Annotated in this window: 6 protein-coding genes and 1 pseudogene; all 7 read right to left on the bottom strand. The window is 50.6% G+C overall.

Annotation, left to right across the window (positions count from 1 at the left end):
* Positions 1-149 precede the first annotated feature (149 nt).
* A complete protein-coding gene (locus ACG2F4_RS08025; RefSeq protein WP_395259705.1) occupies positions 150-1196 on the bottom strand; it encodes a UDP-glucose--hexose-1-phosphate uridylyltransferase in 1047 nt (348 codons plus the stop codon).
* A 4-nt stretch (positions 1197-1200) separates the two neighbouring features.
* The gene (galK, locus tag ACG2F4_RS08020; RefSeq protein WP_395259704.1) at positions 1201-2385 is read right to left on the bottom strand and encodes a galactokinase; all 1185 of its coding nucleotides are present in this window, start codon (positions 2383-2385) and stop codon (positions 1201-1203) included.
* 28 nt (positions 2386-2413) lie between these two features.
* Complete coding sequence (locus ACG2F4_RS08015) at positions 2414-4051, bottom strand: sodium/sugar symporter (protein WP_395259703.1); 1638 nt, start codon at positions 4049-4051, stop codon at positions 2414-2416.
* A gap of 626 nt (positions 4052-4677) precedes the next feature.
* Positions 4678-5703 carry a LacI family DNA-binding transcriptional regulator gene (locus ACG2F4_RS08010; RefSeq protein WP_395259702.1) on the bottom strand — a complete coding sequence of 342 codons (1026 nt, stop codon included), beginning with the start codon at positions 5701-5703 and terminating at the stop codon, positions 4678-4680.
* 43 nt (positions 5704-5746) lie between these two features.
* Entirely contained in the window at positions 5747-9088 is a 3342-nt protein-coding gene (locus tag ACG2F4_RS08005) for a VCBS repeat-containing protein (RefSeq protein ID WP_395259701.1), read from the bottom strand.
* A gap of 75 nt (positions 9089-9163) precedes the next feature.
* On the bottom strand, positions 9164-12844 hold the full coding sequence (locus ACG2F4_RS08000; RefSeq protein ID WP_395259700.1) for an FG-GAP-like repeat-containing protein: 3681 nt from the start codon (positions 12842-12844) through the stop codon (positions 9164-9166).
* 236 nt (positions 12845-13080) lie between these two features.
* Positions 13081-13287 (bottom strand): annotated as a pseudogene (locus ACG2F4_RS07995) (xylose isomerase); the annotation flags it as partial.

Genomic DNA, 13287 nt, shown 5'->3' with positions numbered 1-13287 from the left:
TTTATCTGTGATTATTAGTTGTTACAGGGAAGACAAATTACTGTCCGGATGGAACAGATCTCAATTTTCCGCTATTTCGGGAGGATAAAATTCGGAACTCCATCCTCATTCCACGTAAATGTGAGCGCTACGCACTGGAAGGGGACTTTTTACTTCCCTTTTTTGTAATGAATTTCCGGGAGATCCTGCAACAACCGGGCTGCGGCCTCCGGGGTGATATCCCGCTGCGAGCTACCAAGCATCTCATACCCTACCCGAAATTTTTTAACCGTGGCCGAACGCAGCAGAGGTGGATAAAAATGCATGTGAAAATGCCACTCAGGATAGGCATTCCCATCGGTTGGAGCGGGATGAAAGCCGGCGGAATACGGGAACGAGATATTAAATACGTTGTCATATTTTATCGTGATCCTGCTGATTACAGAAGCCAGCGCCTCCTTTTCCTCCTCCGTCATATCAGTGAAGCGGCTGAACGGTCGTTTGCTCACCAGCAGGGTCTCAAACGGCCAGAAGGCCCAGAAAGGCACCAAGACCGCAAAGTGTTCGTTTTGGACGACAATACGCTCGTTCTCCTGCTGCTCAATCTCCAGGTAATCCTGCAGAAGCGTGTTACCGTGCTTCTCATAATACTTTTTAAACTGCTTCAGCTCTTTTGCCGGTTCGTCGGGAATGGTTTCCTGCGCCCAGATCTGCCCGTGGGGATGTGGATTGCTGCATCCCATAATCTCCCCTTTGTTTTCAAAGATCTGCACATAATTTATATACTCCCGGTTGCCGAGCTGCCGGTACTCTCTGACCCAGAGATCCACCACTTCGCGAACCTGTGACAGTTCCATCTCCGGCAGGGTCAGGTCGTGACGGGGGGAAAAGCAGATCACACGGCAGAGCCCTTTTTCCCCTTTGGCCACCAGCAGGTCGTTGGTATTGAAGGATTCTGAAGGCGTATCCGGCTTCAGCGCACTGAAATCGTTGGTAAAGACAAACGTACTGGTGTATTCAGGGTTTTTAGCATCGCCGGCCCGTTCGTTGCCCGGACATAAATAACATCCGGGATCGTACCGGGATTTCTGATCGGCGGACTTCTCCTCCTCCTTGCCCTGCCAGGGGCGTTTGGCCCGGTGGGGACTTACCTGGATCCATTCCCCCGTCAGTGGATTCAGTCGCCTGTGCGGGTGCTCCGAAAAATCTAGCTTCATAATCTTACCGATTTTTACTTTCCAGGGAGAGGACTTCAGCTCCTCCTCCGATTTTTGTTCTGTAGATATTTACGGCCCGGGTCGTTTTTTCGAGATAGATATCAGATATACGACCTGCGAACTCTTCAACTGCCTCCTCCTTCACCAGATTGATTGTACAGCCGCCAAAACCGCCGCCCATCATGCGCGATCCAAGGACACCGTCAATCTTGCGAGATTCCTCCACCAAAATGTCAAGTTCGGAACAGCTGACCTCGTACATATCCCGCAGTCCCGCATGAGAAGCGAACATTCGATCCCCAAAAGCATCGATATTCCTGTTTTCAAGATCATCACAGCCCTTCAATACCCGCTCGTTTTCCTCGATCACGAACCTGCAACGTTTGTAGATAATGGGATTCATTTCGTCGCGATGCTTCTCGAGCAGATCATGATCTACATCTCTCAGGCTTTGGATGGCGGGATCATGTTGTGCAAAAAACTCCACGCCCTGCTCGCACTGCCGCCGCCGAACATTATATTCCGAGGAAGCCAGCTCCCGGCGAATCTGGGTATCGCATAATACAATCTGGATATCATCCTGCTTAAAGGGATACAATTCATATTCCAGGGAGCGACAGTCAAGCTTCAGGGCGTGACCGCTTTCCCCGTGAATATTTACAAATTGATCCATAATACCACACTGTACGCCCACAAACTCATTTTCCGCCTGCTGGGCCAGCAGGGCACGCTCGCGTTTGGGAATATCAAGATCAAATATTTCTGACAGTCCCGTGATAACGCCGCCCTCAAGAGCCGCCGAGGAAGACAGTCCCGCCCCGATCGGGATATTTCCCCCAAAAACGCAATCAAAACCGCCTATTTCATAGTCTGCCATCTGTAGCTCCACAATCACTCCCAGCAGATAGTCGGGCCATCCCATCCCGGTTTTTGAAAACTTATCTTCATCCAGGTCGTGGGTATGGGCTTCCTTTTTATCAACGGCGACCATATTTATTTCGGACCCCCCGTTCGGGGCCAGGGCAAGCACAATCACCTTGTCGATGGCCGCCGGCAGTACAAACCCGTCGTTGTAATCGGTATGCTCTCCAATCAGGTTCACTCGTCCCGGCGATTTTACCACTATATAATCACTCTGGAAACGATTGTTGAACTCGGTTTCTATTTTCTTGATCAGCTGCTTCATCATGCAGTATTAGAAATTAATATTCATTTTTTTACCAGAATACGGCGTAAAGTACAGCTACCAGTACCAGGATAACGTAAGCACCGATGTTAAACGCCGGGCTGGTTTTAAACATCTCAGCGGTGGTATGGATCGCTTTCGGATCCTCGTCACGGGGATTGGTAGACAAGCTGACCCCTGCAATAATTGCGATGGTGGCAATAAGCGTGTAGAACATCTGGTCCAGAAAAGGAAGTTGAACAGCAGGGGTTTTCAGAAACACCGCAATTACAATGGAGGCCAACACCCCATATATAGCCCCTTTTGACGTCGTTTTTTTCCAGAATAGTCCCATAAGGAAGACCGCCAGTATGCCCGGACTGACCATACCGGTGTATTCCTGGATATACTGGAACACCTGGGGCACGGTCTGCAGTTGAGGTGCCATCAGCATAGCCACCACCAGTGCAACTCCGGCGGTAATTCGCCCCATGTTGACCGTTTGCTTATCCGTCGCCTCACGATTTATATACGGGATATAGATATCCATTGTAAATATGGTAGCCACGGAATTGAGCATGGAAGCCATTGACGAGACAATGGCCGCCGCAAGTGCTGCCACCACCAGGCCCAAAAAGCCGGGAGAGAGAAATACCCTCATAAGCCACGGGTACGCATTGTCGTATTTGATGCTTCCATCCTCCCTGGCAAAAGCATCAACAACCCCCGCAATTTGCGTAGTCCCTTCGGGCTGATTATAGAGCACATAAACGATAATACCCGGAATGACAACAATCAACGGGATGATCAATTTTAAAAAACCGGCGAAAATAATCCCTTTTTGTGACTCCTTGAGTGATTTTGCAGCCAGCGTCCGCTGTATAATATACTGGTTGAAGCCCCAGTAATAGAGATTGGCCACCCACAGTCCGCCAATCAGAACGGCAATACCCGGTAGATTGCTAAATTCAGGGTTCGACCGATCCAGGATCATGGTAAACTTTTCTCCGGCTACATCATAAATGTGAGCCAGGCCGTTTAGTATGCCCCCTTCGGGAGTAACATTGTAGAGACCGGCGATAGTGACGACAAAACCACCCAGGACCAGCAGACCAACCTGCAGTACATCGGTCCAGGCAACAGCGGCCAGTCCCCCATACAGGGAGTAAGCTGCAGCAATCGCAGACAGGCCCAGGAGCGCATAGATCATGAGACTGCCATCCCCCGTTCCCATGATGGTGTCGAGAGCCAGTGCTCCAAGATAGAGTACCGTCGTAAGGTTCACGAATACGAACAGTGCAATCCAGAAAACGGCTAAAATCGTTTTAAGCGTAGTATTAAACCGCTGCTCAACAAATTCCGGGATCGTAAAGATTTTCTTTTCGATAAAGATCGGCAGAAAGTATTTGCCGACAACAATCAGCGTGACAGCCGCCATCCATTCGTAGGAGGCGATAGCGAGTCCGACCGCAAAGCCGGAGCCTGACATCCCGATAATCTGCTCAGCCGAAATATTGGCGGCTATAAGGGAAGCACCTATTGCCCACCATGGCAGAGACTTCCCGGCCAGAAAATAATCCTCGGCATTTTTTTGGTGCCCCTCCTTGTCACGGGAAACCCAGAGTCCAATTGCCACAATAACCACGGCATAGGAGATAAATACAATGTAGTCGAGTGTAGTAAATCCCATAAATGATGTCGTTTAGTTTCGACCGGCACGCCCGGCTGATGTTTCAGTTGTAATCTAGTTAATCCTGTCTCACATAGGAAACAGTGGAATAGCCGGTTCACTGGTTAATGAGCGTTATATGTAATACGGTAAAAACATCCCGTTAAGTACATGTTAAATAGAATATACTATTGTGTTACAACTGGTTACCGTAACCACATACATTAATTTTAGGCCTGATTCGCCTTCAACAAAAGCTATTTCGGCATCAATTAATATGCAGAACTTGTAACAAGGTATTGCATCCTGTGTGACTGCCAGTTGTCAGTTATGCCTTATAAGTGCTGGTCAGAAGGCTTTGCAAAACCCATATCACTCATCCGGCGCCCTGCTTCTTTAAAATCACGAGTATGTCTTGATCCCAATCGTTTAAATTCGACTACCCAAACTGGACAGCCGGCAACCAGAACGCCCTTATGTTAGCGATAACATTTAACTTATTCAATATGCTTCTGACCATATATTATTTGATGGGAATTCACCCTTAATTTATATCGCCCAGGCATTTAAAAGTATGACCTCGCATCTATTTTAGTATCAAAACAAAGCGATGACCTGCCCGTATTCTGCAAAGTTAAAAGCACGGTTCATATATTCGGGCATCCACACGATTTTCTGATCACCATTTCGGTGGCGATCTCGATATTCTCAATTAAGGGTTCATCCTCCTCGATTGTGGATATCAATTTTTCCGCTCCCCTTTTCCCGACGTTATAGGCCGGCTGGTGGATGGTCGTCAGCGGGCAGTCGACCAGCTCGGACCGCACTTCATCCGTAAAACCGACAATGGCGATATCTTCCGGGATTGAGAGCCCTTCTTCCCGGATGGCATCCATCGCCCCAAAGGCAGCGGGATCATTGACCGCAACAACGGCCCGGGGGCGATCCTCATCAGGCAACTGCAATAGCTTCTGCATGGCGCGATATCCTCCTTCCTCCTGGTATCCACTTTGTACCACCCACTGTTCTTTTACCGAAAGTCCAGCTTCCCGCAATGCGGAAACATATCCTTCAAACCGTTCTTTGCCGATGGAAACTTCACGAGGTCCGCTGAGATGCGCAATTTCCCGGTACCCGTGGGCAATCAGGTGCGCGGTAATTTTTCGGGAGCTCACCTTGTCGTTCACACTCACGCAGCTGGCCCCGATATTTTCAATGCAGCGATCAAAAAAGACGACCGGAATCCCTGAATTTATAACTTCTTTGTAAAAACTGTAATCATCTTCTGTCTGTGAAGATGAGACCAACATGCCATCAACCCGCTGCGCCCGCAACGTGTTGATGGCGTCTTTTTCGCGCTCAAACTGTTCTGCTGAGTGGGTCAGTATCAGGTGGTAACCGGAGCTGTAGGTCACCTCCTCAATACCGCGGACAACCTCCGGGAAAAAGGCGTGTGAAATTTCCGGGATGACGACCCCGATGGTATGGGTTTTCCTTGAAACCAGGCTTTTGGCCACGTAATTCGGTGTATATCCCATACTTCGAGCCTTCTCCAGGACCCGTTCACGCGTTTTCTCATCAACATTTTTTTTGTTGTTAATCGCCCGCGAGACAGTCATGGCGGATAGCCCGAGTTCTTCTGCAATCTGTTTTAGTGTTACTTGCGAACTCACACCTTATTTTAATTAGAGGCTTTTGGAAACTATTTCAAACATTCTATTCATCCCGGTTTACAAAGTATACCTGAACAGAACCGTCATTATTTGCAATAACCACGGCCTGGGTTCCTCCGATATTGATCATTTTCATCTTCTTGGCATCATGGGGAGCCAGGAAGCCGCTTTTGAATGGAGAAACCGGTGCAAATGATCCGGTCCCCGATCCCTGCAAAAATAAACCGTTGCCGGCGTCATTACGGGGAGTCTGGGGTTCTGCATTATACAAATTTCCAGCCAACAAAAGATCATCTGTTCCATCCTGGTCAAAATCGTGAACAAGGATGTCCTGAACGGAGGAAACCTGCGCTTCATTCGGCAGTGGATGAGACTTAAAGCCCTGTTCTGAACGATTTTCCAGGTACATGCTTTCAAAGGTGGTGGCCTGCAGGTGCAATGCCTCTTCCATCGCCTTCGTCCCCACCACCTGTTCAACCGAGGCTTCGGCGTACTCCTCATAGCTCTGGAATTTTTTGTTGATGGCCGGGATTTTCATCCCCATCTTCGCTTTACCATACCAGGGAATATGCTCCCCATTTCGCTGAACCGCAAACAGCAGGTCCATACTTTGGTTGCTGTCAAAATCATCCGCGTAGACTTCAAACGGCTCATCGGGAGAGGCGCGGTAGGTGTAGTTTTCTCCCAAATTTCCAGCTAACAGGTCGGGGTCTCCGTCCTCATCCAGATCCGCGGCGGCCAGGCTGTGCCACCACCCGCGCTGCGACTCGTTGCCTGTTTCAGCTGTTACATCTTCAAACGAATCCCCGTTATTGCGATAAAACTGAATCGGCAGCCATTCGCCTGCAGTGACAAGATCAATATTTCCATCCCCGTTAAAATCGATCCATTCGGCATCCGTGATCATCCCGGCCTGGGATACTTCAGGTATAACGTGGTCCGTAACATCACTAAAATTGCCCCCGTCGTTGCGCAATAGATAGCTTTGGGGTGCATAGGGATACCGGCCCGGAACCTGGCGACCGCCGACAAACAGGTCGGGATCTCCATCTTGATCATAGTCAGCTGCTTTTACCACGCCACTGCTGGTCAACATTTGGGGCAGTGCAGCCCGATCTTTTATAAACCGACCTGTTCCGTCATTCAGGTAGAGGCGATCCTGCAACATGTCTGATGCCGGGGAAAATTCATATCCCCCACTTGCCACATACAGATCTGGATTCCCGTCCCCGTTTGCATCCAGGAATGCAGCTCCCACATCTTCCCGGGCGCGGTCATCGATCCAGGGCTGAGATTCCGCTGACCGCTCAAACCGACCGTCTGTCGTTTGCAAATACAGTTTACCGGCCTGCTCCGCCGCGCCTCCGACATACAGGTCCTCGCGTCCATCTCCGTTAACATCCGCGACTGCCAGTGGAGGTCCCAGCCTGGAAAGCTGATACGGAAGCAATCCCTGAACCTGGTAATCAGAATAGCGATTTTCCGAATGCTCGAAATCAATCCCTGTCTTTTCCGTTCTTTCCGTAAACAGGGACTTCCCGGCGCCCCGTGATGGCGGATTCCAGCGTCCGTCGGCCTCCTCATACCTGAGTACAACCTGGGTATCGGCGTTGATATCGGTCAGCAGCTGGTACTGATGATCGGGCCAGATAATCTCAAGGGAGTCAACGTTTGTGTCGCCGCCCAGGCCAAAAAACTGGCGGGGATCGACCGACGACTGGTATCCCCGGTAGGGAGAAACCCAGGCGTGCTGCTTTTGAGATCGGCTGGTAACAATCAACCGTGCCCCGATGCCCTGGCGGTTTTGAGGAGCACCTTCCAGCTGGACGGTCAGAGTATGATTGCTGGTCAGCGTATCCGCCCGGTTTCGAAATATCGAGGCCGGGGCGTTAATATTGTTAATCACCACGTCCAGGTCCCCGTCGTTATCCAGGTCGGATTGGGCGGCACCATAGGAATACCCAGGAGTATCAAAGCCCCACTCCTGCGATCGGTCGTCAAATGTCAAATCGCCATTATTTCTGAAAAAATAGTTGGGGACTTTGTAACCGTGAAGCTCTTCCAGGAGCCGGCGTCTTTTCTGCTTGTTGACCTCTTCCGTACCAAAACGGCCCAGGCTGTTGGCCTCTTCCAGGAAGTCATAATTGTTGATCGCCTTCGGGAATCCGTTGGTCACCATCAGGTCTTTGTGCCCATCGTTGTCGTAGTCCCCGAACAGTGCACTCCAGCTCCAATCGGTATAGGCCACTCCCGCAAGGCGACTGATTTCGCTAAATACAAGATCTCCCTCCGGAGTCATCCCGTTGCTGAGCTGCAGGGTGTTCTGGGCATACTGGTGATAGTACCCCTTGGCCCGCATCTCCTGGTAGTGGCTGTAGGTGATCCCGCCACTCATCTTCTTGCGCTTGATGTAGTCGTCCGGCATCATCTCTGTCTGGTATATATCCGGCCATCCGTCGTTGTTGAAATCGGCAATATCAACGCCCATGCCGGCAAAACTGCTGTGTTTCAGGAATTCCCGGGTTTTGTCTGAAAATGTGCCGTCGCGGTTATTGATATAAAGCACATCATTCGTAATCACATCATTTGAAACATAAATATCCGGCCATCCATCCCGGTTTATATCAGAGACCGCCACTCCCAGCCCAAATCCCTGTTTCCTGACAATTCCGGCCTCCGGACTCACGCGGGTAAACGTTCCGTTGTCATTCCGGTATAGCTCATCGTAGCTATACCTTGTTTCATCGGCAGGCAGCCCCGCCGGCCGGACCGCATTATTCCGTGCAAAAGCTCCCGGTGAATGATTTAGCAAAAAAAGATCAAGATCCCCATCACGATCGTAATCCAGGAACGCTGCATGCGTGGTAAAGGCCGTACTGTCGAGGTTGTACTCTGCCGCCGATTCAGTAAAGGTGAGATCCCCGTTGTTGATAAACAACAGGTTTTTACGGGACTCTTTCGGTGCCCTTTCTGACGAAACAGCAGATACGTAGATATCCAGATGGCCATCCCCGTTGATATCCACCATGGAGACGCCGGATACCCACCGATCGGTCTGGACACCGGCCGTATCGGTAATATCTTCAAACTGCATATTCCCCTTGTTCAGGTATAACCGGCTACTTTTCATATTCCCGGTCAGGTAAATATCCGGCAAGCCGTCGTTGTTTATATCTCCGATCCCGACCCCTCCCCCGTGGTAGGTAAAAGGATAGTTATAGTTATTCAGTGAGTCGGAAGGGATGATTTCATTGTTAAAGGTGACGCCGGTCTGTTCAGGAGACAGCTTTTGAAACAAGGTGGCTCCCTGCTCTCCGGAAAAAGAACAGGCAGATATCGAAAAAAAGATCAAGTAGACAAATATTTGCAGGTATGAATGTTTCAAAACGTAAATAACGGGGTGTGAATTGATTTATATTCCGGTAATGTGCTTAAAAATATCGATTTGGAAGGCTTCCTCTCAATATGTTACGGTAATCTCTGGTTCTCCTTTCAGATCCACTGTTTGAGAAGAACCGTCATGCCAGAAAACCTCCAGGCTCGCCGGTTCGCTTGAGGCGCCCAAAACCTGGGTGTAACTGCGCTGCGACCGGTACCCAGAACCTGCCTGCCATTCTCTCAGGGGCCCTTTACTGCCATCCTTGTACACCAGTCGCACAGCAGCACCGACCGCATCGGCATTTGAGGGCGGCCCCTTGAGCCTGACGCGTATGCCCTTCCGCTCCGTCTGATTAAAGAACAACCTGGTGGCTCCTTCATTCTGGGTAACCGCCAGATCTACCCTGCCATCCCGGTTGACGTCACTGACGGAGGCCGAACGTTGCTCACCGTAAACCATTATTCCGCTGTCATGACCTTTTACGATCTCAAAATCCCCGGCACCATTGCCAAGCAGAAGCAGTCCGCGTCCGGCGTCCTGGCGCGGGATATACGAGGGAAACGGGAACAGGTTTTGGCTGAGGAAAAGATCCTCATTTCCGTCGTTGTTGAAATCGGCCACCGCGGGATGGAAAGCCGTTGAAAACTGGGCATATTCGGGCAATGGCACGGGCCTAAACCCCGAACCCGTGTTAATGAATAACATGTTTCGCAGCGTATTGATCTGTTTAGACGGTATCTTGCTGAAATCCTGACCGAATATTTCGTCTACCGAGGAATGTGCATATTGTTCATGCGAGGCAACATTTCGTAGTACAACAGGAAGAGAATCGAAGGAATAGAGTTTTCGCCGGGGCACATAGGCATCTAAAGCCGGACTGTAGTAACTGTCTACGATATCGACGCGGTTATCCATATTGAAGTCGCTGTAAAACAGTTTTAGGGGCTTCGGCTCGTTCGCCTGATCGTTAAGCTGGTAAACGCTATTGGCCCCGATGTTGGTTGCCACGATATCGGGCAGGCCGTCATTGTTAAAATCACCGGTCGATACCCCGTTCCACCAGCCTTTGTGAGCTTCAAGTCCCATGGCACTGCTGACATTGCGGAACGTTCCCCCCTCATTTTCAAACAACACCAGCGAATCCCACTGCCGGCTTACCAGCAGGTCCGGGTCTCCGTCCCGGTCAAAATCGGTGAACACGGCCCCGGTAACCAGGCCCAGCTCATTCATAATGTCGGCATTTGCCCGATCCAGTTGAAATTTCCCCCTATCGTTTCGGAATATTCTTGAACGCGCATCACGTGGGTAGTTGGCCGGTTTGAAGCTGCCTCCCACAAAAAGATCAATATCTCCGTCAGCATCGACATCTGCCGCGGTGAGGGGGCCCGTAGTTGATAGAATGCCCGGCAGCTCTGCGTCTTTTTCAATCTCTTCCCGCCCCGATCTGACCAAAAATTGATACGCGGAAGGTGCGCGGGGATCCCCCTGTTCAAAATTGGCGCTGCCCATGATCAGCCGTGTCCCCTCCGCAGTTCCCCAGCCCAGGAGTGCGGTTTGGTCGCCTGGAGCTGCGCTGCCAAGTGCCCCCGGTTCAATTGCAGTAAGATTTCCTTCTCCATCATTTTCAAACACCGCTGCAGCCTCTCCCTTTCCCGAAGTGATAAACAGGTCATCATCGCCATCCCGGTCAAAATCGATCCAAGAGATGCCCGGTCCCTGTTCACTCAGCTTTAGCGGTAGCATCGGCTGGATATTGGTGTCGGTGTACTGGTCTTCGTGATGCGTATGAGAAAGACGGTCGGATTCGTCCGCAAAAAATGTCGATGCTGACGCCGATTTTATTGATCTCTTATCCCCGCTTTGCCGCGGTTCTTCCGCGGAGGCGGACTCCACCACGTAAATCCTGTTCGCCTTAACGCTGTCAATTTGACTTTCGGTGCCGTCCGGCCAGGTTACTACAATCCGGTGAACAGAAGGTTGCTCATCAGCTGCAAAAAAAACCGCCGGCTGTAAACCTGAAACGTAATTTCCGCCGGCTACGATCTCCTTTTGTTGGACCGGTCCCGCTCCATGAAGCTCCACCCTGGCACCGATACCCATTGTGTTGGGGGCTTCCCCCTCCAGCCGAACGGCGATCCGGGGGGCATCACTCGTATTTTCATAGACGGCAGCCTGTTGACGCAACCGGTTCATCGCCAAATCCGGGTCCCCGTCATTGTCAAGGTCGGCAATTGTCATGCCGTTTGTCACGTCAGCCTCCCCGAATCCCCACTTCGAACTTTGGTCGGTAAACGTGAGATCGCCATTATTCCGAATAATCTTGTTCGGTATATCAAGAGGCGGATACTTCAGGATATTTCCTGCTCCTCCCATCGACTGCCCGGACTGTGAACCGGCCTTCAGCTGACTGTCGATATCCTGGTAATCGTAGGCATGTCCCGTGGCAATTACCAGATCCTCATACCCATCCAGGTCAACATCCAGGAAGCTGGTAGCCCACGACCATTCGGTAGCCTGCACGTTGGCATAATAGGAGATCTCGGCAAACGTATGATCCCCCCTGTTCAGGTAAAGTGAATTCTTGTTATACTGTGGAATCCCGTTTATGGGATCAAGGAACTCTGAAAGTTGACGGGTGCGCTGCCGATGGTCGCTGCTCAACATTTCGGATACGAAAAAGTCCAAATTCCCGTCCCGGTCGATATCCGAAAAATCAACGCCCATGGCAGAGTAGCTCATGCTCCTGATCATATTATCGGGCATTTGGCGGAATATGCCATCCCCCTGGTTTATCCAGAGGCGATCCGGGGTCCAAAAATCGTTGGCTACGTACAGGTCCGGCAGCCCGTCTGCGTTCAGATCCTGGAACCGGGCCGTCAGCCCCCAGTCACGCGGCAGGCCCATCGGGGCTCCCTCCTGGTCCACGAAATGGACGGAATCCTGCACTTTTTCAAAGCGTCCCGAACCATTATTGAGATACAGTTCATCAGCGGCTCCGTACTCGTTCCGATACGATCTGCCATCCGTCTCAATAATATCGTAATATTCATCGTAGGGCGGTCGAACAACAAGCGAATCTCCGCGTTTCTCGATAGTATTTTCTGTTGTCAATTCATCGGGACTGAAGATATCACGGGCCGTCCTCAGCTTATAGTTGGTGATATACAGGTCCAGATCGCCATCCCCGTCAATATCTGCCAGAGCCATCGTGTTGCTTCCGTTGGAGGAACCAAGTCCGCTGTCCTCTTTTAACGTAAATTTTCCGGTCCCGTCATTAATATAGAGTTCATTGCCATCAGCGAGGGAAGTGACCAGGAGATCCGGATCACCGTCTCCATCTACATCCGCAAACGTTACACCAGTAGAGCTGTATCCTTCATGAGCAACACCAGCCTCCCCGGTAATATCCCTGAACTCCATTCCGCCCAAATTTTTATACAGCTTGTTGGGGCCCTCAAGCTGTGCGAAATACAGATCGATCAGTCCGTCGTTGTCGATATCTGCAGCGGCCACTCCCGAACCGTTCAGATAGTTTCGGTTTTCCGAGATACGCTCCTCTGAAATGTGGTTGGAGAAACGAATATTTGTCGTTGAGGCTCCCCTTTTTTCGAACCCCGTTTCCCCGAAATACCCGGGAGAAAGGGCGGCCCACCTGTATCCATCTTCCTGGTTCCACTGTAGCTTGTTGTCGGATGAACAGCCCACAATTATTCCACAAACCAAAATACTCTGCAGGAAAATTGTAAAAGGAGAAAAGTGCACGCTATGGCAATTTGTTTTTGGGCTTTGTGAAAAAGCATTTTAGCCTGCAAAATAAGTGCAGCATGAATACGCGAATTATTCTACGCTACACCCTTCCACAGGCTTGTAATTAATTATCCGTTATGGTTTTGCACTGCCTTTCTCAATTCAATACCCGGCGCCGAATATATCCTGAAAATGCGGATTCAACGGCAATTCCAAGAAAAATGAACGGAACCCCGGGTCTCGGCCCTTGTCTATGTTTCAAAAGTATCGGCTTTCACGTAGGCATCGATGACCGCCTGCTCGCCTTCCTTACCTTCACGGGCGTTGCCGTGCTCCATGCCCAGGATGCCGTCGTAGCCCTTGTCATGGATGTATTTGAAGACGTTCCGGTAGTTGATCTCCCCGGTATAGGGCTCATTGCGGCCCGGCACGTCCCCCTGCTGGATGTAGGCGATCTC

This window comes from Halalkalibaculum sp. DA3122, assembly GCF_043951865.1.
Taxonomy (GTDB): domain Bacteria; phylum Bacteroidota; class Rhodothermia; order Balneolales; family Balneolaceae; genus JAMQKA01.
The sequence above is the reverse complement of the archived record's forward strand: the minus strand, read 5'-3'. Positions and strand labels throughout refer to the sequence as shown.

Excerpts from the sequence above, each read along its gene's own strand:
- ACG2F4_RS08025 (WP_395259705.1), bottom strand. The coding sequence starts at position 1,196 with ATGAAGCTAGATTTTTCGGAGCACCCGCACAGGCGACTGAATCCACTG.
- ACG2F4_RS08015 (WP_395259703.1), bottom strand. The coding sequence starts at position 4,051 with ATGGGATTTACTACACTCGACTACATTGTATTTATCTCCTATGCCGTG.
- galK (WP_395259704.1), bottom strand. The coding sequence starts at position 2,385 with ATGATGAAGCAGCTGATCAAGAAAATAGAAACCGAGTTCAACAATCGT.